Raw genomic sequence first — 24,229 nt, 5'->3', positions numbered from 1 at the left:
CTATGGAAAGGACACAGGCACAGGTGCATCACTACCGACTGTACATCGACGGTACATGGGTGGAGACAGACGAGCGCATTCCCGTCACTCACAAGTATACGGGCGAGGTCATCGCCACGATCGCCAAGGCAAAGCGGCAGCACGTGGAAGACGCCGTCACATGCGCGCTGGAGACGTTCCGCCGAAGCACCCTGACGCCGAGCATGCGCGCAGACATCCTGCTGGAGGCAAGCCGGATTGCCGAACAACGCCGGGAGGAATTGGAACTGTCGCTGGTCAGGGAAGTGGGCAAGACACGCAAAGACGCCCGGGGCGAGCTGGACCGTGTCATCAATACACTGCGGCTGTCGGCCGAGGAAGCAAAGCGGATTGCCGGTGAGATGGTGCCCCTCGCGGCTACGCCGGGTGCGGAAAACCGGATCGGCTTTGCCATCCGCGTGCCCAAAGGGGTGATCGGGGCGATTACGCCGTTCAACTATCCGCTGCTCCTCGGCACGCATAAGGTCGCTCCCGCCATCGCCGCAGGCAACACAGTGGTGCTGAAACCGGCGACCGCCACGCCGATCGCGTCCTTTCTGCTGGTGGAACTGTTGGAACAAGCCGGCCTTCCAAAAGGGCACGTCAACATCGTCACCGGCTCCGGCAGCCAGGTGGGAGAATGGATGCTGGACGATCCCCGGATCGCCATGTACACCTTTACCGGCTCGGCGGAGGTGGGCGCCATCATCAAGCAGCGCAGCGGCCTGCGACCCGTGGCGCTGGAGCTGGGCAACAACTCCCCCAACATCGTCCACGAAGACGCCGACCTTGACCTGGCGGCGAAGCTGATCGCCCAGCGCAGCTTTCACAACGCGGGGCAGGCCTGCATCGCCGTGCAGCGAATCCTCGTGGCCGAGCGTGTCGCCGAAGCGTTTACAGAGGCATTCCTGCACGAGGTTCGTCAACTGCGCGTGGGCGATCCGGAAGACCCGGAGACGGACGTCGGGCCGATGATCAGCGAAGCGGAAGCGATCCGAGCGGAAAACTGGGTGCAGGAAGCTGTCGCGCAGGGGGCGGAGCTGCTTTGCGGAGGCCGGCGGGACAAAGCCGTGTTCCATCCGACGGTGCTGACGCGAACCACCCCGGAGATGAAGGTAAATTGTCTGGAGGTGTTCGCCCCGGTCGTCACCATCATCCCTTACCGCACCATCGAGGAAGCCTTTGCCGTCGCCAATGCATCCAGCTACGGCCTGCAGGCAGGCATTTTCACCAACGATTTGAACATTGCCATGCGGGCTGCACGGGTGCTGGAGTACGGCGGCGTCATCATCAACGACGTCTCCACGTACCGCAATGACGTGATGCCCTACGGCGGCATCAAGAACAGCGGTCTGGGCAAGGAAGGGCCGCGCTACGCGATCGAAGAGATGACCGACCTGCGCATGGTCGTGATGAATCTGAAACAGTAGGGGGGGCGTGCCAATGCTGTTGAAAGACAAGGCGGTTATCGTCACGGGTGGCGGTTCCGGCATGGGAAAAGCGATCTGCCGCCGCTTTGTGCGGGAGGGGGCGCGGGTGGCCGTCGTCGATTGGAACGGGGAAGCCGCCCGGGAGACAGCCGAAGCGTGCGGCTCTGACGCATGGGCGGTTCCGGCAAACGTGGCCGTTGACGCCGAAGTAAAGGTGATGGTGGAGCGTACAGTTCAGCGATTCGGCACGGTGGACGCCGTCGTCAACTGCGCCGGGGTGCCGATGACGTTTACCCCGGTCGAGGAGGTGTCGGAAGAGCTGTGGCAGCGGATCATGGATGTCAATGTCAAGTCCATCTACCTGACGTCCAGGTACGTCGTTCCCGTCATGAAACAGCGGGGAAGCGGCGTGATCCTCAACATCTGTTCGATCGCCGGCATCCGCGCCCGCCCGGGACTAAACGCGTACTGCGCCTCGAAGGGAGCGGCGATCATGCTGACCAAGGCGTTGGCAATCGAACTGGCTCCCTACAAGATTCGCGTAAACGGGATCAATCCCGGTCCGGCGGAGACGCCGATGCTGCGCCAATTCATGAGCGGGGATGCGGAGAAAATCTCCAGGGACACGCAGGAGATCTTTGTCAGCAGCGTCCCGCTCGGCAGCCTGATCCAGCCGGACGATATCGCTCATGCTGCTCTTTATCTGTGCAGCGACTTGTCCCGAATGGTGACCGGGGAAATTGTCAACGTGGACGGCGGGCGGGGAATTTAAGTGAAAGCGAGGGGAACGCATGACAAACGAGCCGCTCATTCGCATAGAAAACGTCTCGTTTTCCTATCAGGTGAACCACGAACAGCAGATTCCCGTCCTGCACGGCGTCTCCTTTGAGGTGTACCGGGGTGAACACCTGGCCATTATTGGCCACAACGGCTCGGGAAAATCGACGATCTCCAAACACCTCAATGGCATCTTGACGCCGCGGGAAGGCGATGTTTGGGTAAACGGCATCAATACCCGGGACAAGAAGCGGATGCACGAGATCCGCAGCCTTGTCGGCATGGTTTTTCAACATCCCGACAACCAGCTTGTCGCCACCATCGTGGAGGAGGATGTCGCCTTTGGGCTGGAAAACATCGGCGTGCCGCCGGAGGAAATGAAGCAGCGCGTCGACTTTGCCCTGGAGTCCGTCGGAATGAGCGCGTTCCGCCACCGGCCGCCGCACCATCTGTCTGGGGGACAGAAGCAGCGGATCGCGATTGCCGGCGTCCTCGCGATGAAACCGCAGTGTCTGGTGATGGACGAAGCCACCAGTATGCTGGACAGCTTCGGACGGCAGGAGATACTTGCTGTCGTCCGCAGACTGCATCGTGAAGGAATGACGATCGTGAACGTGACGCACCACATGTCAGAAGCGGCGGCAGCGGACCGGGTGATCGTGATGGAAGGCGGCCGGATCGCGCTGCAGGGCACCCCGCGGGACGTGTTTGCCCAGCATGAGCGGCTGCGTGAGCTTCACTTGGACGTCCCGGACGCCAGCCGGATTGCTGCATGGGTCCACCGGGAAGTGCCGGCGTTTTCCCCCGCGCTGATTCACAACGAGGAAGTGGTGGCGGAAGTAAACAGGCTCACGCTTAAACGGGCGGAGGCGAGCGGATCATGAGTCAGCCGATCATTGAAGTACGGAATCTGTCACACGTGTACATGCAGAACACCCCGCTGGAGCACCGCGCCCTCACCGACGTGACCATGCAGGTGGCAGCAGGGGAGTGTATCGCCATCATCGGTCACACCGGATCGGGCAAATCGACGCTGATTCAACATTTCAACGGCTTGATCCGTCCCCAGTCCGGCACCGTCATCGTCAACGGGCTGGACGTCTCCCATCCGAAGCTGGACGTAAAAGCGCTCAGGCGTCAGGTGGGGCTGGTCTTTCAAAACCCGGAAGACCAGATTTTCGAGAAGCTGGTCGGCGATGACGTAGCGTACGGCCCGTTCAAGATGGGGCTGCCGCTGGATGAGGTGCGGCGCCGCGTACAGTGGGCCATGGAGCTGGTCGGGCTGTCGTTTCAGGAGATGAAAGACAGACCGACGTTTGCGCTCAGCGGCGGCCAAAAGCGGAAGGTGGCCCTGGCCGGCGTGCTGGCGCTTGCGCCCAAGGTACTGGTGCTGGACGAACCGACGGCCGGGCTTGACCCGCGTTCGCGCAACGAGCTGTTGGAGCGGATACGCCGGCTGAACCGAGAGGAAGGCCTGACGGTCATCTTCGTCTCTCACAACATGGAGGAAGTGGCCCGGCTGGCCGACCGCGTCTATGTCATGGCCGGCGGGCGGACCGTCTGCACAGGCACCCCGCGCGACATCTTTGGCAACCAGGAGATTTTGCGCGCCCATCGGATCGGAACGCCGGAGAGCGTCGACATCCTCTACCGGCTGCGGGACCAGGGGTATTCGGTCGATGTGGGGGCGTACCGTGCCGAAGAAGCAGCGGAGCAAATCGTGACGTTGATCAGGCGGTGAGGAGGGATTCGCATGTCCGCCGAATTTGAATTGACCCGAAACATCACGATCGGCCAGTATCTGCCGACAGGTTCGATCGTGCACCGGCTCGATCCGCGGTTTAAGTTGGCCGCCTTTGTCATCCTCATCCTCGCGATTGCGATCTGCGGCACCTACGCGGGCAACCTGTTCGGTCTCCTTGTCTGCTTGTGGCTGTTTCACCTCGCCAGGATTCCGCTGCGCTACGGCCTGTCCGGGGTAAAACCGGCTGTGCCGTTCATCCTCATCTTGGCCGTGTTGCAGCTGCTTTTTTACGGGGAAATCGCCCGAGGCGGGACCATCTATCTCCAGTACGGTATTGTGACCATCTCCAGCGAAAGCGTTCGGCTGGTGATCGTGTCGGCAATGCGGTTTGTGGAGGTGATCTTTCTCTCCAGCGTGCTGACGCTCAGCACGTCGACGACCGAGCTGACGCACGGGATGGAGCGGCTGTTACGGCCGCTTGCAGCCATCCGGTTTCCCGTCCACGCGTTCGCCCTGATCATCACCATCGCGATCCGCTTCGTGCCCACCTTTGCGCTGGAAATGGAAAAGATGATGAAGGCCCAGGCGTCGCGCGGCGCCGACTTTGGCACCGGCGAGTGGTGGCGGATCGTAAAACGGACGAAAGACATGCTGCCGATTCTCATCCCGCTGTTTAACGTGGCGCTGTCTCGCGCGGAGGACCTGATTCTCGCCATGGAGGCGCGCTGCTACACGCCGGGAGCGGCTCGGACGCGCTACGCCCACTACAAGGCGCACGGCAGGGATTACGCTGTCATTGCTGCAAGCGTGGTCATGGCTGCGGTGATGGTGGCGATACCCTGGTAGTGGAGAGTGCTTGCTGGACGGAAAAATCGCCAATAATCAGCATTCAATTAGGAGGGAAGACGCATGGAAAAGGGCTTGACGGTTCGCAAAATTGTGATCGCCGGTGTGTTAGGGGCCATTGCCATCCTGCTGGGCGTGACGCGTCTCGGCTTCATTCCGGTCCCGACGGCGGCAGGCAATGCGACGATCATGCACATCCCGGCAGTGATCGGCGGCATTGTGGAAGGGTGGGGCGTTGGGTTGGTGATTGGTCTCATTTTCGGTGTTTCTTCCTTTTTAAATGCCACAGTTCCGCTGTTTAAAGACCCGTTGGTCGCCATCCTGCCGCGGCTGTTTATCGGGGTCACGGCGTACCTGACGTACACGGGTTTGCGGCGTCTCAACGAGCATGCAGCGATTGCCCTTGCCGGCTTTGTGGGTTCGATGACAAACACGATCCTGGTGCTCGGGATGGCGGTTATCCGCGGCTACATGCCGGTCGGCGTCGCTGCCAGCGTAGCGGTGTTCAGTGGCCTTCCGGAAGCGATCGTCTCCGTTATCGTGACGCTGGCTGTCGTGGTGGCGTGGAAGAAAATCGGCTCGGCCGGCAAACAAAAGTCAAAAATTTCAGGAGATTTGTGATAGCGGGATGATGTACTGTCGGTTGCGTGCATGTGAGACAGCGGCGGAAGTTGTGATGCAGGGGGACTGACGGAAACGGACCAGCGGAATGCCGTCCCATCGCGGTATCCGTGCAGAATCTGGAGAGGAGAGATTGTCCATGAATCAAGTCATTTCCTATGTAGATGAGCAGGAAGTCGTTCGCCTTACGCAGGAGTTGGTGCGCATCCCGAGCGTGTATCGGCCAGGTCAGCCGGATGGCAACGAAGAGCGGGTCGCCCAATTTGTCGCCGAGACCCTGCAGCAGATGGGACTTCAGGTATTTTACGAGGAAGTGGTGCCGGGGCGGCCCAACGTGATCGCCTTTTACGATTCCGGCCGTCCGGGCAAAACGCTTCTCTTTGAGGCGCATACGGACGTCGTGACGGAGGGGGACCGCGACGCGTGGAGCTACGACCCGTTCGGCGGGCAGATCGCAGGCGGCCGCATCTACGGCCGGGGCGCCTGCGACACAAAAGGCAACCTGGCGGCGGCAATCTGTGCCGTCAAGGCGATTCAGCGTTCCGCCATCCCATTTCCGGGCAAAATTCTGCTCTGCATCCCTTGCGACGAAGAAGGCATGATGATCGGGATCAAGGATTTCATCCGCCGCGGGTGGGCGGACGGTGTGGATGCTGCGATCATCTGCGAGCCCGAGGAAAACCAGCTTTGCATCACGCAGAAAGGGGCAATGCGGGCGATCCTCAGGACCTACGGAAAAATGGCCCACGGCGCCATGCCGCTGACCGGGGTGAATCCCAACACCCGCATGGCCCGGGTGATACTCGCACTGGAGGAGTTGGAACGACGAGAGAAGGAACGTCTGGGAGAGCATCCCATGCTCGGGTGGCCCAGCATCACGCCGACGATTGTGCAGGCCCCGGTCAAGGGAGAACCGCAGATCAACGTCGTTCCCGATCAGTGCATGACTACGCTGGACATCCGCACGGTGCCCGGTCAGGATCACGATGTGCTGCGCCGGGAGATGAACGACATTCTGGAGCGGCTGGCGCACGAGGATGACCAGTTCAAGGCCGTGCTGGACGTGATCGAGGAGCGCCCGTGGACGTTGACGCCAATGGAGGCGGAAGTGGTGCAGGCGGTCGCGACAGCATACCGGGAAGTGGCGAAAAAGGAGCCGGTCTTCAACGGAGTGCCCGGCGCCACCGACGGGACGTTTTTGCACAAGGCCGGCATCCCGATCCTGACCACCGGCGCGGGGGACCGGCACATCCCGCACCACGTCGACGAATACGTGGACATCGCACAACTCGTGGAGACGACCCAACTGTTTGCCCTGTCCGCACTGACCTATCTGACACAGCCGGTTCACGCTTGAAATGCGCGAAGGAGGAACGCCAATGAATCAGGAACAAACCGTGCAGCCATCCGTCGGCGAGCGGACTGTCCGCAAGGTGATGCGGCGAATCATCCCCTTTATTTTTCTGCTGTACATCGTTGCGTTCATGGACAGGGTCAATTTGGGTTACGCGGCTCTGGAGATGAACCAGGCGCTGGGATTGAGCGCCGAGGTGTTCGGCCTTGTGTCCGGCATCTTTTTCATCGGGTACTTTCTATTTGAAATACCCAGCAATATCCTGATGCACCGGATTGGTGCCCGCATCTGGATCGCCCGCATCATTGTGAGCTGGGGGCTGGTCGTGATCGTCACGGCATGGGCGCAGAACGCCATGCACCTTTACGTTCTCCGCTTTCTTCTCGGCGTGGCAGAGGCGGGCTTCTTCCCGGGGATCATCTTGTACATCACGTACTGGTTTCGGGCACGGGAGCAGGCGCGCGCGTTTGCCTTGTTCATGACGGCGCTGGCCGCTTCCAATATCATCGGGGCCCCAATCTCCACCTGGATCATGGACAACATCAACTGGTTTGGCATGCCGGGATGGCGCTGGATGTTCATCCTGGAAGGTATCCCGGCGGTCATCTGCGGCGTTGTCACCTATTTCTACCTGACGGACCGTCCCGATGACGCGCATTGGCTGACTGCGGAAGAAAAGCAGTGGCTCAATGCGGAACTGGCTCGCGAACAGATGGCCAAACAGCACCAAAAGCGGTATACGACCAAAGACGTGCTGGCCAACCCGCGCGTGTGGCATCTGGCCCTGATTTACTTCACATTGGTCGTGGGGTTGTACGGAATCGGTTTCTGGATGCCGACGATCATCAAGCTGCTGTCCGGCAAGCTGACCAATACGCAGGTGGGATTGGTTACGATGATTCCCTATGTGATCGGCGGATTGGCGATGATTGCATGGGCCCGCCGCTCGGACCGTACCGGGGAACGGCGGATGCACGCGGCTATCCCCCCGGCGGTGGGAGCGCTCGGGTTGATCATCTGCGCCTTTACCGACGATCCGTACCTCTCCGTCCTCATGATGGGTGTGGCGACGGCTGGAATATACAGCTTCTTTGGACCGTTCTGGGCGCTGCCTGCGCTGTTCCTCAGCGAGGAAGCGGCGGCGGTGGGCATCGCGTTGATCAACTCCATCGGCAACCTGGGCGGTTTTCTCGGCCCTTATGCGCTCGGGTATTTGAACGAAGCGACGGGCAGCATGACAGCCAGCTTGTTTTTTCTCAGCGGGTTTTTACTCCTGTGCTCCCTGCTGACGCTGGCGATCAAGCGGCAGACCCTGGTGCAGCATCCCGAAACAAAGATGAAAGTGTAAGCGTTGCCCCTACCCGGAATCAGGGTAGGGGTTCCTTTTGAAAAACTTGCTCACTCCATAAGATTTTTTTTACAATAAGGAAGGAATTGATCAAGAAGTTGCTAAGGAGGCACGTGTGTATGGAGATGCGCTGGAGTTTGGACGTGTTGTACCCGTCTTTCGATTCCCCGGAACTGCAAAAAGATTGGGACAAATTGTGCAGTGAGATGAAGGAACTGAAAGCGTGGAGCAAAGAGCACCTGCATGGGCAGGATGACGCCGTGAACAAAATGGAAACGTACATAACCAAACTGACGTCTGTGCTGCAAACGCAGTCCCGTTTGTATCATTTTGCCGAGCTGACCGCCAGTGTCGACGCAAAAAACGAACGCGCCCTGCAATTGGTGGAGCGGATTCAGGAGCAGGCGGTGGAACTGGTGGAGCCAGGCGTCCAGTTTCAAAAGTGGTTGGGATCGCTTTCCGGCCTGGAAAGTCTGATCAGCCAGTCTCCGCTGCTGGAAACGCACCGGTTCTTCCTCACCGAGACGGCGCAAAAGGCAAAGTACCTGCTGAGCGAAAAAGAAGAAATCATTCTGGCAAAGATGAAAAACACCGGCTCCAACGCATGGTCGAAGCTGCAGGAACTGCTCACCTCCACACTAATGGTAGACATCACCGTCGATGGCGAAGCGAAACAGCTGCCGCTGTCGGTCGTGCGCAACATGGCCTACGAAAAAGATCCGCAAGTGCGCAGGACGGCGTATGAGGCTGAACTGGCCGCGTACAAGAAAATCGAGGAATCGTCTGCAGCCTGCCTGAACGGCATCAAGGGCGAGGTGATCACCACCGTCAAACTGCGCGGCTACGAATCTGCTCTCGACAAAACGCTGCAGGACTCCCGCATGGACAAGGAAACGCTGGACGCGATGTTGACCGCGATGCGCGAAAGCCTGCCCGTCTTTCACAAGTACTACCGGACGAAAGCGAAGCTGTTGGGCCACGCGAACGGACTGCCGTTCTACGATCTGTTTGCGCCCGTGGGAGAGGCGGACATGCGCTTTACGTATCAAGAGGCGCGGGACTTTATCGTCAAACACTTCGGCAGCTTTAGTGAAAAGCTGGCCAACTACGCCGCGCGTGCGTTTGACAACCGCTGGATTGACGCCGAACCGCGCGAAGGCAAACGGGGCGGCGCGTTCTGCCACAACCTGCACGTCGTCAAGGAAAGCCGGATCATGGCCAACTTCACCGGCTCGTACAACGACGTGAGCACGTTGGCCCACGAACTGGGACACGGCTATCACGGTGAGTGCCTGGTAGACGAAGCGTTTTTGAACAGCGACTATCCGATGCCGATTGCCGAAACCGCTTCCATCTTCTGCGAGACGATCATCGCCAAAGCGGCGCTTCAGCAGGCGACCGAGGAAGAGGCGTTTGCCATTTTGGAAAATGCCATCTCCGGCGAAGGACAAGTCATTGTCGACATCTACAGCCGCTATCTGTTTGAATCGGAGGTGTTCAAGCGCCGTGAAAACGGCTCGCTTTCCGTCAACGAGCTGAAGGCAATCATGCTGCAGGCGCAAAAAGAGGCGTACGGCGACGGCCTGGACCACGAATTCCTGCACCCGTACATGTGGGTGTGCAAGCCGCACTACTACTTTGCCGATTACAACTTCTACAACTTCCCGTACGCGTTTGGCCTCCTGTTTGCCAAAGGGCTGTACGCCGAGTACCTGAAGCGCGGCGCTTCGTTTGTTGAACAGTACGACCAATTGCTTGCGGTCACCGGCAAGATGAACATAGCCGACGTTGCCGCCATCATGGACGTGGACGTCCGCTCCGTCGATTTCTGGCGCGGCTCGCTCGCCCTGATCGCGGAGGATGTGGAGACATTCGTCTCCCTGGCCGCATCCCGCAGCTAACCGACCTACCCAAGAGCCCGACGATTACCGTCGGGCTTTTACGTGTGTATAGCCAGCCGGTCAGGTGGAGACGATATGAAAAAAAGGATGAGGTGATATTGTGGTGAACGGATTGCAGTTGCTTGATCTTCTGCGGGAAACGGAAAACAAGATGCTCCATTTACATAGAGCCATCGACAGGATTACGAATGAACCCGATTTCAAGGAGTCGGTCAGCGTCTTGACCGAGGTAGTGCGGGATTACCAGTTGCAGTTGGACAAAATGAAACAGGCGTTGGGCAAAATCGAGATTGGCCAGCAACACTCCTCTCAACAGTCCACCCACCAGTAGACCCAGCCTTGTTGTAAAGAACATGTAATAAATCAGCCTTCCATGTAAAGTGGAAGGCTTCTTTTTTGGGAGCAACATACCAATTTTTTCAAGTAAAATGGACCTATGTATGCGTTTACATATCCTGCCATTCCATTTCTTTTGTCCATATGTCCTTGACAGGTTGCAGGACTGGTTGATGATTTATCTGGGAATTTGGGCACGAAAATGGAATTGTATTACATTTTCGTTACAAAACAGGTGTTCGTGAAGCAGGAAACTGCGACTATGGCCGGTGTGGAATTTCCTGCCGTATAATGACCGACAGGCGTGTCAATCCGAGTAAAACGTGATCGGGGAGTGTCGAGATGGAGAAGGCTGGGATTCGCAAACGAATCAGTTGGCTGCTCCTCGCGGGATTCGCCGGCGCCACTGTCGGCTTTGCCATGTGGATGTTTCCCACGTCTGCCCAGGTTGAGACGGTGCAAACGTCGGAGGGACACCATATAAAATTCCGCACGCACGGCGAGCAGCTACAGATGTATAAAGACAGCACGTGGAAACCCTACTTCGTTAAAGGGATAAACTTGGGGGCATCCCTGCCGGGGCATTATCCTGGCGAACTGCCGATCCAAAAAGAAGACTACGAACGCTGGTTCGGCCAGATGTACGAATTGGGTGTCAGAGCCGTGCGGATTTACACCATCCATCAGCCTGTCTTCTACGAGACACTGGTGGAGTTCAATCGGAAGCACGCCGATGATCCGCTCTACCTGATTCAGGGAATCTGGTCGCCGGAAGAAGCGCTGATTGAAAAGAAGGATGCGTTTTTACCGGAGATCAAGACCGAGTTTCGCCAGGAAATCGAATACGCCGTTGGAGCGGTGTACGGAGACATCGAGATTCCCGAACGGCAGGGCAAAGCAAGTGGTACATACACAGCCAATGCCGGTCCCTACCTGTTGGGCTGGCATATCGGAACCGAATGGGACCCGGAAATGGTGAGCCAGACAAACCGAGTGCGCAGACAGGAACCGATGTATCACGGGCGTCACTTTCAGGCCGCTCCCGCAGCCACGCCGTTTGAGAGCTGGCTGGCGGAGATGCTTGATTATACAGCCCAACTGGAAGCCAAACGGGGCTGGCAGCATCCGGTGACGTTTACCAACTGGGTCACGACCGATCCGCTCTCCCATCCGGGTGAACCGATCATTCACGAGGACATGGTCAGCGTCGATCCGACGCATATCCAGAACGTCAACTGGGAGGCGGGTTTCTTCGCCGCCTATCACGTCTATCCGTATTATCCGGACTTTTTCCGGTTTGATCCGGAGGTCAGGACGGTGAAAAACGAGCGCGGCGAGATCGATCCGTACAAATCCTACCTCAGGCAATTGAAGTCCCACCACAAAGGGATGCCTGTCATGGTTACCGAGTTTGGTGTTCCCTCGTCCTTGGGAGTCGCGCACCTTGGCCCCTTGGGACGCGATCAGGGCGGACACGACGAGCGCGAGCAGGGACGCATCAATGCGGAACTGCTTCAGGAGATTTACGCCGAAGGGTATTCGGGCGCCATACTGTTCACCTGGCAGGACGAATGGTTTAAACGGACCTGGAACACCATGCGGTTCGAGATCCCGGAAGACCGGCGGGCGTACTGGAAAAACGAACTGACCAATGAATCGTTCTTCGGGCTTCTGGCGATGGATGCCGGCAAGGAAGATGATCTGGTCATCGACGGAAAGGCGGACGATTGGGACAGGCTGCCGGCGGAGGAAAAACGAAAGATGCCGGCACATATGCCAGGATTTCGCGACATCTGGATGACGCATGACGAAGCTTACGTCTACTTGCTGGCCCGGTTGGACGGTGCGTTTCAGCCGGAGAAAGAAACGTTGTACCTCGGCTTTGACACCATACCGGGCGGCAACCGGCAATCCGGCGAACTGCCCGGACTGTCGCTGGATGAGGGACTGGAGGCGCTCGCTGTGCTGGGAACCGAGCAGGAAAGCCAGGTCAAACTGGCGGCCCAATACGATTTCCATCGCCGACTGTACGGAGAGCGTTTCGGAATGTTGAGCATCCCGGAGGAAGAGCGCCAAGACAATTCCGGAGTGTTTACGCCGGTGAAGCTGGCGGTCAGCCTGGAGATGACTCCCCCGGATACGAAGCAGTACCATCCGTTTGAGGAGGTGGTGGTAGGAAAATTACGTCGGGGGACGACCGCTGTTGGAAAAGAAGGCTACAGCTCACAGGCACACTGGCAGGTCAACGGTGAGTGGTTGGAAGTACGCATTCCCTGGATGCTGATCGGGTTTACCGATCCAAGTACAAAACACGTCCTGAGCTATCGAGACGGCAATACCAAGTCGTTTGACGCCGTCAAGACCGAAGGGATTCGCATCATTGCCCTGCGGGGGGATAAAGCGTCTGGACGGCTCCAGGGAGTGGACGGCACCGTTGTTCCGCTCTCGACATGGGAGCGGTATACCTGGCGGGAGTGGGAACTGCCGCAGTTTTCGGAACGACTCAAAGAGAGCTATTCGATCTACCAGAAAGCGCTGCAGACCATTCCGGCCGACCGCTAGTGGCAAGGTAGTCAAGTTAGAGGAGAGGAGAGGAGAGCGAGAAGCATGTTTCAACATCTGCAGATCGCATACGGGTTTATCTGCGTCGCATCCGCATTGATTGTCAGCGGGATGGTCCTCCTGCTCGTGTTCAAGTGGCGAAACCTGCGTGTGGCTCGCATGAAAGACGAAGCACGAAAAAAGCAGCAGGACTATGTGGCGTACGTCATCGCTCATCTCGATGCGGATGAGGAGTTGAAACTCCCGATTGGTCCGCTCGACAAGTGGGACCTGGCAGTGTTGGAAGAGCAGTTGATCGAGCTGGCGGAGCGCGTCAAAGGAAGACACCGCGAGCGGCTGGCCGAATTGTTTGAGCGGCTGGGGCTGCCGGAAATGGAACTGGCCCGTCTGTCCCGTTCGTTTGGCGTGAGCCGCTTGGACGCTGCCTACAAATTGGGAGCGATGGGGTGCAGCCAGGCTGCTCCTGCGCTGTTGTCGGTCCTGAAAACGGAGCGAGACGAACCGGGCCGCTTTATCATCGCCCGCGCTATCGCCCGTTGCGCCAGAGATACGGCGGATCTGCGTGAAATGGTTACGCACATGGTCGCCCTTTCTCCGGAATCGCCCCGGCTTATGGCCGAGATTCTGAGCGAGTCGGCTGTCGATCCTGTGCCGCTGATGCGGGAGTGGATCGAACATTCCGATTGGCGGCTGGTGCTGGTTGCGATGGCCGGGATGCCGTCCACGGCTGACCAGGAGCTGCTCGGCAGCTTGTGGAAGCTGATCGGTGCGGACGAGAAAGAGATCCGCATCAACGCAGCCAAGCTGCTGCTCCGTTCAGGGGATGGGGTGACGCCACAGCAGGTGGAATCGCTCATTACGCACCCGGATTGGGAGATCAGATCGCTTACGGCCAAGTCGATCGGCAGATGGGCAGACGACCGCTATGTGCCGCTGCTCAGTCGGGCCATTGAAGACGAGAACTGGTGGGTGCGGTACAATTCCGCCCGCAGCCTGGCCGCACTCGGCGACGACGGATTCAGAGCCCTGTGCGAGATCGCTTCGCAGGCGAAGCAGCCTGAAATCGCCGACCTGGCCATGCAAAACATCCAGGAAGCGCTCCGCAGCGAGAGCGACGACAGCGGTCAGGCTGGTGCCGCAGGAGCCAAAACCAAGCAGGCCATGTACCACTCTTATTTCAACACGCAGCAGGCAGGCCATATGACAGGATAAGCGTGGAATACTTCCCCGAGAAGGGAGATAGCAGCACGAACTACTTCCGTGAGAGAAAGCCAACTTCATCGGAAGGTCTACGATGGAAGATTTCTTCGGAGGGAAAGGAGGAATTATGCGCGATCTGTTGCTGGGTTACGGGTTGTTTGCCATGTACTACGTCATGGTGGTCAACTCGATATACCTGCTGATTACCATCTTCTCGCATCTGAACATCTCGAAGATCATGAAGCGTTCCCGGTATACCCGTTATCAGTCACTTGCCGGATCGGATCGGGTCCCGCCCGTCTCCATCCTGGTGCCGGCATTCAATGAGGAGCTGACGATTATCGAGAACGTTCGCTCCCTGCTGGCTCTGCATTATCCGCAGTACGAAGTGATTGTCATCAACGACGGGTCCAAGGACGATACGCTGCAGGTGCTCATCAAGGAATTTGGATTGATCCGGCAGCCGCACGCCCGGATCCGCAATGTGGTGCACTCGTCGCCCGTTAAAGGGATTTATCACAACCCGCAGTACCCGCAGCTCTATGTCATCGACAAGGAAAACGGCGGCAAGGCGGATTCACTCAACGCAGGCATCAACTTGTCCCACTATCCGCTGATCGCGTCAATTGATGCCGATTCCTTGCTGGAAAAAGACGCACTCATCCGGATGGCACAGGTGTACATGGAAAATCCGGAAGAGACCGTCGCCATCGGCGGAAACGTGCGCATCGCCAACGGTTGCCTGATCGAGGACGGCATCGTCAAGAAAGTGAGGCTTCCTGACAAACTGCTGCCGATGTTTCAGACCATCGAATACATGAAAGCCTTCCTCGGCGGTCGGATTGGATGGAGCTCGATCAACGGCTTGATCATCGTGTCGGGGGCATTTGGCCTCTTCCGCAAAGACTGCGTGATCAAAGTTGGCGGCTACCGCGAAGGGTACCCCGGCGAGGACATGAACATCATCATTAAATTGCACAAGTACATGCTGGAGAACAAGCTGAAGTACCGTGTTGCCTTTTGTCCCGATGCTGTCTGCTGGACGCAGGCGCCGGACACATTCCGTATCTTGAGCAGTCAGCGCAAGCGCTGGGGCCGGGGTAACCTGAAAAACATGCTGGAATACCGGCACATGCTGTTCAATCCGAAGTATAAGATCATGGGCCTGTTGACCATGCCTTACAACGTGATGTTTGAAACGCTGAATCCCTATTTCAAGCTGACCGGGCTGCTCGCCCTGATCGGATACAGTTTGATGGACATGACCGATGCACACATCGTTCTGGTCTTTATGGCGATCAACCTCTTGTACGGCTACATGCTCACCGTCAGCGCCATTTTGCTGGAAGAGCGGGCGTTCCGCCGTTATCCGAAAATGAGCGATCTGGCCAAGCTGCTGGGATACGGATTCCTGATGTTTTTCGGGTACTACCAATTGGGAGCGATTTGGCGCCTCCTCGGTCACATTGAGTTTTTCCGCAAGAACAACACGTGGGGTGTCATGACGCGGCAGAGTTGGAAAGTAGAGACGCGACAATCGTGACGCATCTGCAAAGGAGTGGAGAAGATGCCTACAAGCGGTAACCAACGTGTGGCAGAGTCCCGGTTTGCCGAAAAGCTGTCGTATTTTTTGCGGTACTACGAGGCGAGCAACCTGGCGTGCGGTCTGATTGCCGCCCGATGCGAATCAGACGGTGACCCGGAATGGGCCGGACTGCAGCAGTATATCCAGGATCGCGATCCCCGGCAGGCTGCTCAGGTCTTTTACGACGACGAGTCAAAGGTGCTGTTCCTCTTGTTGGACGGCACAACGCTGGCCGATACGCACTATCTGGCGCTGCAAGTCAAGGAGAGGCTGCAGGAGCGCCACCGGCTGCAAGGGAGCGTCTACATTGCCAGCTTTCCCGAAAGCGGCGATTCGTTCGAGGCGTTGTATCAGGAAGTGATCCGGCGACTGGAACAAAAGGCCGGAGCCGCAGACAGTTTGCAGTTTGTCGTGTGCCAACCGTCTGTGCGGCCTCACCGCCTGCTGCTAATTGAGAACGACCCCGTCGTCAGGCAGCTCCTGGCGGTTCGGTTCGCGCGCAGCGGATACGATGTGCATACCGCAATAGACGGCGCAGAGGGGATGGAAAAATACCTGCAGCTGCGTCCTGACCTGGTAATCACTGAACTAACGCTGCCGGTGATGAACGGGTTTCAGGTGATCGATTGGCTTCGAGAGCAGCAGAAACCTGAAGCGCGATGCAAAATTGTGGTGCTGACGGACAAACGTCTGGAGGAAGACATGACCAAATGCTTCCAAAAAGGCGTTGCCGATTATATCACCAAACCATTTTCCCCCATTGAGCTGGACTGGCGCATCAAGCGCTTGCTAGTCTCCTAGACATACAAATAAACCGGAGGGATGCCAAGTGGACAGATTTACGGCATTGCAGCAAAAAATTGAAAACAAAACAGCAAAAGTCGGTGTCATCGGATTGGGCTATGTGGGCCTACCGCTTGCCGTCGAGATCGCGAGACACGGGTTTACCGTGTTTGGCATCGATCTGGATCTGAAAAAAATCGAGACGCTGCAGCGGGGAGAGTCGTACATTGGCGACGTACCCAACGAGTCAGTCCGCCCGTTGGTGGAAGAAGGCCGGTTTATTCCAACCGCCGATTACCGCGTATTGAAAGAGTTGGACGCAATCAGCATTTGCGTGCCGACGCCGCTGAGTGAAAATCAGGACCCGGACACGTCCTACATTTCCCGCGTCGTTGATCAGATCAAACACTACGTCCAAAACGGACCGCTGATCACGCTGGAGAGCACCACCTATCCCGGCACCACCGAAGAACTGATTCAGTGGGAGCTGGAAAAAATGGGCTACCGTGTGGGAGTCGACTTTTTCCTGTGCTTCTCGCCGGAGCGGGTGGACCCCGGCAACAACCGTTTCCAAACCACCAATACACCGAAAGTCATCGGTGGTACGACCGAGAAATGCCTGGAATTGGGTGTCAAGTTGTACAGCAACTTCATTGAAAACATCGTTCCCGTTTCGTCGACGAAAGTGGCGGAAATGTCCAAGCTGCTGGAAAACACCTTCCGCAGCGTGAACATCGCCTTCATCAACGAGATGGCGCTCATGTGCGAACGGATGGGCATCGACGTGTGGGAAGTTATCAAAGCGTCCTCGACCAAACCGTTCGGCTTCATGCCGTTCTATCCCGGCCCGGGCATTGGCGGCCATTGCATCCCGCTGGACCCGATGTACCTGTCGTGGAAGGCAAAAGGCTACCGTTTCTTCAGCAAGTTCATTGACCTGGCCCAATCGATCAACAACGGCATGCCCGATTACGTCGTCTACAAAGCGTCTGTAATTCTCAACCGTTACGCCAAATCGCTGCGCAACTCGCGCGTCCTGCTGCTGGGTATGGCGTACAAACCGGATATCGACGACGTGCGCGAATCTCCGGGATTGCAAGTATACGAACTGTTCAAGGATGCAGGGGCGTTCGTTGACTACTACGATCCGCACGCCGTCACGTTCAAAGACAAACACGGTCAAGAAGTCAAGAGCGTCGAGTACGACATCCGCGAGTGGAATAAATATGACATCATGGTACTGATCACCAATCACAGTGCGTTTAATTACCATGAACTGGCCGACCTGGGCGTCGCCATTCTGGATACGCGTAACGCTTTCGACGGCATTCATGTTCCGCACTTATACAAACTGGGCACCTCCATTGCGCCAGTGGAGGCGAAGGAACCGTCCATGGCGATCTAGTCCTTCGCCGCTTTCCACGAGGCGTAATCATGGATGGCATGCCCGCCATATGAGGCAAATGGCCGCAGATGCGCGTCAGTGATGGACAACTGGCGCAGCATCTCGGCCTTTCCTTTTTCCGAAAAACTTACCTTGTCGCCTTCGTTCGTGGCGTTGATGCTGACGCCGACCAGCACGGTCTTGTTCCAGGCAGCGGCAGTGTTCAGCTCACTGCGGACATGCGCGATGATGCCGTCGTCTTCAACTGCCTGGTTGCGGTAGGCCATTAGGGTGACGTGATCAAACTGCCGGATCATCCACGAGCTGAGCTGCCCGGAGGGAGTCTCTCCGGGAACAGACGGAACCTCATCCAGCCAGAAGGGCAGATCGGCCCCGGCGACCAGATCGCTGTGTTCCTTGATCTGCGCGACGATGCGTTCTGTATTTTCCTTCCATTCGCGGATGACTCGGTCACGGTCGGTTTTCCACTGCGGAAGCAGATATGGCTCGATGTCGAGGTGGATGCCGGTGAAGCTCTCGCTTCTCAGTACAGCATCGTTGTATCGACGCACCCAATCGACAAACGCCTGGAGGTCGTCATAGCGTTTACGCAGCGCCCACTCAGGCTGGCCGTTCAGGGCGTGTACATCGATGCCAAGCGACCGCGCTTTGCGAATGAAGTGCCGGTAGTGATCGACGGAGACGTCGGATGGCTTTACCTGCAGGTAGAGCAGAGTCACACCGTTTTTTTGCAAAAACGAAAGGATCTCGTCCGGTTCGGTCGCGATCCGGCGTACGTCCCACAGCCACGTCGCCTTGATCAGACGGCGATCGTCCGATTGGACCTCAACCGGAGCAGGAGCATGGGAGAGTACGGGAAAAACAAACGGCAGGAAGAGGAGCGCACTTACCGCAGCGATCCACGTGCCGCGCGACGAGGGACGAAACAGTTTCATAACGGCTTCCTCCTGATTGGATTTACTCAGCATAGTTGTACCACAGGTAGGATGGAAAAAAACAAAGCGAAAAGTCTTATTTTTGCTCCCGTTTTTGGCGCAGACGTCAGTCCGGAACAGGACTTGGCGCGTCATATCCACACCGGCCAACAGGGGTATATGACAAATAAAAAAACGGCAGGGCCAGTGCAAGCCTTGCCGTTTCTTGTTCGCGCTGAGCGATCTATTGTAGCTATTGGATCAGGTAGCGCTTCACTCCGTAAAAGGGGTAGAGCTTGTGCATGTTTTCCACTTTTTCGTAACGGACGTCGGTTCCGTTGGCGTGGACAATGAGGCCGTTGCCCATGTAGAGGGCGACGTGGGAGACGCGCCCTTTGTTCAGCGAGTCGTAGAAGAGCAAGTCGCCCGGTACGGCCTGTTCCAGGGGAACGGCTTGTCCACCGGCAAACTGTTCCTCCGACGTGCGTGGCAGCGTGACGCCAAGCTGCTGAAGGACGTAGGCGGTAAAGCCGCTGCAGTCAAATCCGTCCGGTGTCGTTCCACCATACACGTAAGGGGTCTTCAGCAGCGGCTGGACGATCGCCTGCAGACGATCCGCGCCGCGGGTATCATCGGAAAAAACGGGCAGCGTAGCAGAAGGAGCAGTGGCAGCGGTGTCGCTCAGATAGGTAGTGTAGACGTATGCTTCCGTCGATCCATAGGCGATTTTGCTCCATTCAGCACCATGCTCCAGGATTTGCACGACGGTGCCGAAGGGGAGTTTTCCCAGAATCGCGCCGTCGAGGGAAGGCGTTTGACGCACATTCAGCACATCCGCCGTCACTGTCATGTTCCGGCTATCAGCAATATCCGGTGGGCGGACACCGACATCGCTGCCGGAAGCCGGCGAAACATCAGCAAGTTGTGGAACCGGCGTTTCAGCATGGGCGATTTCGGAGAGCGGCAGGTTCAGCTTCTGTCCGATCGCCAGCCGGTCGGATGTCAAGTTGTTCATCTGCATCAGCGCCTGCACGGTCGTCCCGTGTTCACGCGCGATTTTGCTCAAGGTGTCTCCGGCCGCCACAACATAGACAACGGGAGATTCCTGCGCGGCGGCTGTCGGGATCGCCGCTGACGCCGTCAAGGCAATAAAGGAGAGGATAGTGAAAATTCGTGAAGTTGGTTTCATTGTCGTTCGTCTCCATCATTCAGCATTTTCCGCAAGTCTCTATGGTAAATTGTAGCGAAATTTGCATGGTAAATCTATGAAAAATTTTTTCAAAGAACGACAAAAAAGTGCTTGCTTTTTCCCTTTCGACCATGCTATATTACAAGAGTCGCTGAGATGAAAATCAGCAGATGGCAGAAGACACGGAGCTGTGGTGAAGCTGGAGTTCACGCCGGTCTGTCACACCGGAGGTCGCGGGTTCGAGTCCCGTCAGCTCCGCCATTAAAACAACGTTTCGCGTACAGCGACACCGGTGCAGCGATTCGGCACCATGTACATGCGGTCATGGCGGAATTGGCAGACGCGCTAGATTCAGGTTCTAGTGGTGGCAACACCGTGGAGGTTCAAGTCCTCTTGACCGCACCATCCATTATCCCTCTTGTGCAAGCAGGGCCATGTACGGGCAGCTTAATCCGGAAAACAGCAGTTAATTGACAATGTGAATACCTGCAATACACACCGTACCATGCGGTCGTGGCGGAATTGGCAGACGCGCTAGATTCAGGTTCTAGTGGTGGCAACACCGTGGAGGTTCAAGTCCTCTCGACCGCACCATACCTATCCCGTACAAGACGGTACATGGTACGTGTTCACGTACCGTTGTACCTTTTTGCATCAGCTCAAACCACAACCTAGACGAGATTCGAAAAAGCGCAAGCGCATTTCGCTTGGGCTTTTTTTATGCGTTTCGGATGGTGAGGCAGTCCGTCCGCTCACCATTCGAGCATGAATTGTGCCTGCCTTGGAAATCCTCAGTTGCACAGAAGGGAGTTTTCAGCATGATCATTGAAATTTTTCAGGACACGATCTGCCCGTGGTGCCGCATCGGCAAAAAACATTTGTTTGACGCGATTCGTCAGTGGGGCGGCGAGCCTGTGACAATTCGTTACCGCGCGTACCAGCTCAATCCGGATACGCCCAAAGAGGGCTTGCCGTTTTGGGACACGATGGCGGCGATGAAAGGCGGTCGCGACGTCGTGGAGCGTATGGTGCAGCATGCCGCCAACGCGGGTGAGGCGGCAGGCGTTCCGTTTCGCTTTGACCGGGTGAAAATGTGGCCCAATACGTATGCGTCCCATACATTGATCAAACTGGCGCCGCCGGAGAAGGCGACCGACCTGGTGGACGCGATTTTTCAGGCGTACTTTGAGGAAGGGAAAGACATCGGCAGCCTGGATGTGCTTGCCGCCATCGCCGTCTCCCAGGGGATGGATGCTGACTGGGTCCGCAGCCAGCTTGTCTCCGACGCCAAACGGGAGGAGATTGCCGAAGACCTGGCGTATGCACGCGAATTGAACATCACCGGCGTTCCGTTTTTCATCATCGACGGCAAACTGGCGCTGTCCGGCGCCCATCCGGCGGACAACTTCCTGCAAGCGTTCCGTCAGGCTACCGACATGTCGACACTCCAGTAACGATCCATCACCCCCTGCGCCAATCCCAAACCGCCGTCTGCGCAGGGAGGATCGCGACCTGGCTTTTACTCCTAACGGACAACGGAATGAAAACGCTGCGAGAACGGGAGTGCAGTCGATCCGACGACTGCCTCCCTTTTTGTTTTGGGGCGAGCGCCTCTGACCATACTGTAAGACGAGGAGGTGCCGTCATGTTTGTAGAAGTGCGGCAAGAACGGGGGCGTGTCAGCTTGTATGTGATGGGAGCAAAGCTGGTGCGGCATCCGGACGACTTTTTTTGGCTCCCGGGAAGGCTGGTCGCGGCGTTGAAACCTGCCGATCTCCCGGCGGGTATCCGCTTTGCCATCGAAGACCACCTGCCTTCCGGACGCGGCTTCTATCGGGAGGATCGCGTCGCGTTTCAGCGCGATCACGACTCCGCTCGTCTGTTGGTGGAAGTCACCTCGCAATACGATCCACAGGCGTGGGACGGGATATTTCCCCTCTCCGACACGCTGCGGGCACGGCAGAGCGTCATCATCGGGAAAAGGGACCTGCAGGTGACGGCTCACCAATTGGACGCAGCGGCAGGCATGCTCTATTACCAGTTTTACTGGCCGGCCGGCGGGGAGCGCGATCTGGAAACCGTATTGGATTCGCTGCGCGACACCGTCTGCGCCCTGGAGGCGGAGGGCAATGCCCGGCTCTGGTACGGCGCTGTATGGGGCAGCGGGGAAACAGAGTAGCTGTCCAGCCAAAAATTGGCGTGATATAGTAAGGAGGAGAAGCCAGCACCAACAGATATAAAGGAGCGAATGGACATGGAACAGATCCGCAACATTTACTGCGTAGGGCGCAACTACCGTCTGCATGCGGCCGAACTGGGCAATGCCGTGCCGGAGTATCCGATGCTGTTCAGCAAGCCGACGCATGCGCTCGCATACGCAAACGGGCAGCAGCTGGAGCTGCCGGGCAGCCGCGGCGAGCTGCACTACGAGGCCGAACTGGTGATTCGCATCGCCCGGCCGTACGAACCGGGCCTGACGCTGGAGGAGATGGTGGATCAGATCGCCCTGGGGATAGACTTCACACTGCGGGATGTGCAATCCGAATTAAAAAAGAAAGGACATCCCTGGCTGTTGGCCAAAGGATTCCGCAATTCTGCCGTCTTGACGGCATTTCGGCCGTTTCCGGGGTTGGCAGCTTGTCACGCCACCGATTTTTCCCTGCAAAAAAACGGGGAGGAAGTCCAGCGGGGAAACATCCGCGACGTCATCTTTGACCTGATGACCATCATTCGCTACACGCATGAGCATTTTGGCGTGGGCGAGGGAGACGTAATCTTCACAGGGACTCCGGCCGGCGTCGGTCCGGTGGCGGACAACGACCGCTTCGCGCTGCTGTGGGGCGGCGAAACATGGGGAAGTTTTACAGCCAAGCTGGTGTAATCTTGTAATCGTGTGACAACCATGCAGCCATCTCGTTGCCTGTTTGTGGCAATAGATGGCTGTTTTTTTGGTGTGAAACGGCCTTGTCCAAATGGGGCTGCCCACAGATGAACAGCGGTGTGCAGCGCTGTCCTGTCACGTAGCAGTGCAGCTGGTTCCAAGGTCCCAATTACCGCATTGGAAAATTTTTAGGGGTTATCTGCCTGTTTTTCCTACGTTACCCTTGTCCATGTACCCCTTGACCGGGATCACATCATGACAAGGAGGAAAAGAGGATGACGAAACGGGATTGGATAAGGAAATCAACGATCGGCCTCTTGCTGAGTACATCCCTGTTGCTGGGTGGTCAGGTCGGACAAGCAGCAGCATATTCGCAAAATTCTGCCATGTCCGAAACGATTGTGCAGACGGCCAAATCCTTGATCGGAAAAGACTACCAATACAAGGCGGAAGGACCGGAATCGTTTGGTTCCGCGCAGTTTGCAACTTACGTCTACAGACAGGCGGGTATGCGTATCGCCAATACGATGACGGCTCTGTACAGCGGCGGTACCCCGGTGAGCAGGAATGAACTGCAGGCGGGTGACCTGCTCTTCTTCTCGTCCAGCGGCGGCAGTAAACCGACGTATATGGGCATCTACATCGGCGGCGGCCAGTTCGTCTATTCGTCCCAACGCGAGGATCAGGTCGTTCTCAAGCAGCTCTCCGGTTACGACAGCAAGTTTCTGGGGGCCCGCCGCTATGTGGCGACGGCGTCAGCTGCGCCGAAAGCGTCGAGCAGTAACGAGAGTGTGAGCAGCATCGCGGACCAGATCATCCGCATCGGCGAAAAGTACCTGGGGACGCCGTACAAGTACGGTTCCAGCAGCAATACGACCAGTACGTTTGACTGCTCGTCGTTTACCCAGCGCGTATTCAGGGAAGCAGGCATCACCCTGCCTCGCGATTCCCGCCAGCAGTCGACTGTCGGCAAAACCGTATCCAAAAGCCAGCTGAAAAAAGGAGATCTCATCTTCATGCGCAGTTCCGGCAGCAGTTCAGACCGGATCACGCACGTGGCCATTTACGCAGGGGACGGAAAAATTCTGCACACCTATGGCAAGCCGGGGGTCACGTACTCCACATTCTTTGGCACCAATTGGGAAAAACGCGTCGTCACGATCAAACGCGTCATTCCGGAATAACGAGCGGACAGGCTTTGCTCTCGCGCGGCGGCGCGGGAGCTTTTTTCTTCTTTGCCAGGCAGTTTGTTTGAACCAGGCAGTACCTTTGATCGGAAAAGTCGAATGATTTTCCAAAAAGGGAAAATTGAAAAAATGAAGAAGTAACCCTATA

21 protein-coding genes and 3 tRNA genes are annotated in these 24,229 nt (G+C 57.2%); 22 read left to right on the top strand and 2 right to left on the bottom strand.

Going from position 1 to position 24,229, the window contains the following annotated elements; translation table 11 throughout:
• Window positions 1-2 precede the first annotated feature (2 nt).
• The 15 genes from ETC00_RS05160 (at window position 3) to ETC00_RS05090 (ending at window position 17,910) form a co-directional block, all read left to right on the top strand.
• Complete coding sequence (locus ETC00_RS05160) at window positions 3-1,448, top strand: aldehyde dehydrogenase family protein (RefSeq protein ID WP_171564884.1); 1,446 nt, start codon at window positions 3-5, stop codon at window positions 1,446-1,448.
• A 13-nt stretch (window positions 1,449-1,461) separates the two neighbouring features.
• A complete protein-coding gene (locus ETC00_RS05155; RefSeq protein ID WP_171564883.1) occupies window positions 1,462-2,220 on the top strand; it encodes an SDR family oxidoreductase in 759 nt (252 codons plus the stop codon).
• Between the two features lie 19 nt (window positions 2,221-2,239).
• Complete coding sequence (locus ETC00_RS05150; protein WP_171564882.1) at window positions 2,240-3,109, top strand: energy-coupling factor transporter ATPase; 870 nt, start codon at window positions 2,240-2,242, stop codon at window positions 3,107-3,109.
• On the top strand, window positions 3,106-3,966 hold the full coding sequence (locus ETC00_RS05145) for an energy-coupling factor transporter ATPase (protein ID WP_171564881.1): 861 nt from the start codon (window positions 3,106-3,108) through the stop codon (window positions 3,964-3,966). The genes ETC00_RS05150 and ETC00_RS05145 overlap by 4 nt, the downstream gene beginning before the upstream one ends.
• A 12-nt stretch (window positions 3,967-3,978) precedes the next feature.
• Complete coding sequence (locus ETC00_RS05140) at window positions 3,979-4,815, top strand: energy-coupling factor transporter transmembrane component T family protein (RefSeq protein WP_171564880.1); 837 nt, start codon at window positions 3,979-3,981, stop codon at window positions 4,813-4,815.
• Between the two features lie 63 nt (window positions 4,816-4,878).
• Window positions 4,879-5,436 carry an ECF transporter S component gene (locus tag ETC00_RS05135; RefSeq protein WP_171564879.1) on the top strand — a complete coding sequence of 186 codons (558 nt, stop codon included), beginning with the start codon at window positions 4,879-4,881 and terminating at the stop codon, window positions 5,434-5,436.
• A gap of 139 nt (window positions 5,437-5,575) precedes the next feature.
• Complete coding sequence (locus tag ETC00_RS05130; protein WP_171564878.1) at window positions 5,576-6,793, top strand: M20 family metallopeptidase; 1,218 nt, start codon at window positions 5,576-5,578, stop codon at window positions 6,791-6,793.
• A gap of 22 nt (window positions 6,794-6,815) precedes the next feature.
• A complete protein-coding gene (locus ETC00_RS05125; RefSeq protein ID WP_171564877.1) occupies window positions 6,816-8,138 on the top strand; it encodes an MFS transporter in 1,323 nt (440 codons plus the stop codon).
• A gap of 119 nt (window positions 8,139-8,257) precedes the next feature.
• Window positions 8,258-10,039 carry a M3 family oligoendopeptidase gene (locus tag ETC00_RS05120; RefSeq protein WP_171564876.1) on the top strand — a complete coding sequence of 594 codons (1,782 nt, stop codon included), beginning with the start codon at window positions 8,258-8,260 and terminating at the stop codon, window positions 10,037-10,039.
• Between the two features lie 100 nt (window positions 10,040-10,139).
• Window positions 10,140-10,370 carry a hypothetical protein gene (locus ETC00_RS05115; RefSeq protein WP_171564875.1) on the top strand — a complete coding sequence of 77 codons (231 nt, stop codon included), beginning with the start codon at window positions 10,140-10,142 and terminating at the stop codon, window positions 10,368-10,370.
• Window positions 10,371-10,717: 347 nt separating this feature from the next.
• A complete protein-coding gene (locus tag ETC00_RS05110; RefSeq protein WP_171564874.1) occupies window positions 10,718-12,937 on the top strand; it encodes a hypothetical protein in 2,220 nt (739 codons plus the stop codon).
• Window positions 12,938-12,982: 45 nt separating this feature from the next.
• A complete protein-coding gene (locus tag ETC00_RS05105) occupies window positions 12,983-14,149 on the top strand; it encodes a HEAT repeat domain-containing protein (protein WP_171564873.1) in 1,167 nt (388 codons plus the stop codon).
• A gap of 115 nt (window positions 14,150-14,264) precedes the next feature.
• Window positions 14,265-15,680, top strand: coding sequence for a glycosyltransferase family 2 protein (locus ETC00_RS05100; RefSeq protein ID WP_171564872.1), 1,416 nt, complete (start codon window positions 14,265-14,267; stop codon window positions 15,678-15,680).
• 24 nt (window positions 15,681-15,704) lie between these two features.
• Window positions 15,705-16,523: a response regulator transcription factor gene (locus ETC00_RS05095; RefSeq protein ID WP_171564871.1), complete on the top strand. Its 819-nt coding sequence runs from the start codon at window positions 15,705-15,707 to the stop codon at window positions 16,521-16,523.
• A gap of 28 nt (window positions 16,524-16,551) precedes the next feature.
• A complete protein-coding gene (locus ETC00_RS05090) occupies window positions 16,552-17,910 on the top strand; it encodes a nucleotide sugar dehydrogenase (protein ID WP_171564870.1) in 1,359 nt (452 codons plus the stop codon).
• Here ETC00_RS05090 and ETC00_RS05085 read toward each other — a convergent pair.
• Window positions 17,907-18,845 carry a hypothetical protein gene (locus ETC00_RS05085; RefSeq protein ID WP_171564869.1) on the bottom strand — a complete coding sequence of 313 codons (939 nt, stop codon included), beginning with the start codon at window positions 18,843-18,845 and terminating at the stop codon, window positions 17,907-17,909. The genes ETC00_RS05090 and ETC00_RS05085 overlap by 4 nt on opposite strands.
• A gap of 232 nt (window positions 18,846-19,077) precedes the next feature.
• Window positions 19,078-20,013 carry a C40 family peptidase gene (locus ETC00_RS05080; RefSeq protein ID WP_171564868.1) on the bottom strand — a complete coding sequence of 312 codons (936 nt, stop codon included), beginning with the start codon at window positions 20,011-20,013 and terminating at the stop codon, window positions 19,078-19,080.
• 184 nt (window positions 20,014-20,197) lie between these two features.
• Here ETC00_RS05080 and ETC00_RS05075 point away from each other — a divergent pair.
• The 7 genes from ETC00_RS05075 (at window position 20,198) to ETC00_RS05045 (ending at window position 24,078) form a co-directional block, all read left to right on the top strand.
• Window positions 20,198-20,274, top strand: a tRNA-Asp gene (locus ETC00_RS05075).
• A gap of 57 nt (window positions 20,275-20,331) precedes the next feature.
• A tRNA-Leu gene (locus ETC00_RS05070) sits at window positions 20,332-20,418 on the top strand.
• Between the two features lie 102 nt (window positions 20,419-20,520).
• Window positions 20,521-20,607: transfer RNA gene (locus ETC00_RS05065), tRNA-Leu, on the top strand.
• A 224-nt stretch (window positions 20,608-20,831) separates the two neighbouring features.
• Window positions 20,832-21,467 (top strand): DsbA family oxidoreductase, encoded by a 636-nt coding sequence (locus ETC00_RS05060; RefSeq protein ID WP_171564867.1) that lies wholly within the window; start codon window positions 20,832-20,834, stop codon window positions 21,465-21,467.
• Between the two features lie 191 nt (window positions 21,468-21,658).
• Window positions 21,659-22,192: a hypothetical protein gene (locus ETC00_RS05055; protein WP_171564866.1), complete on the top strand. Its 534-nt coding sequence runs from the start codon at window positions 21,659-21,661 to the stop codon at window positions 22,190-22,192.
• A gap of 75 nt (window positions 22,193-22,267) precedes the next feature.
• Complete coding sequence (locus ETC00_RS05050) at window positions 22,268-22,894, top strand: fumarylacetoacetate hydrolase family protein (RefSeq protein ID WP_171564865.1); 627 nt, start codon at window positions 22,268-22,270, stop codon at window positions 22,892-22,894.
• 275 nt (window positions 22,895-23,169) lie between these two features.
• Window positions 23,170-24,078 (top strand): C40 family peptidase, encoded by a 909-nt coding sequence (locus tag ETC00_RS05045; protein ID WP_171564864.1) that lies wholly within the window; start codon window positions 23,170-23,172, stop codon window positions 24,076-24,078.
• The last annotated feature ends 151 nt before the right edge of the window (window positions 24,079-24,229 follow it).

The sequence above is a fragment of the Brevibacillus sp. MCWH genome, from assembly GCF_013096935.1.
Taxonomy (GTDB): Bacteria; Bacillota; Bacilli; order Brevibacillales; family Brevibacillaceae; genus Brevibacillus; species Brevibacillus aydinogluensis.
The sequence above is the reverse complement of the archived record's forward strand: the minus strand, read 5'-3'. Positions and strand labels throughout refer to the sequence as shown.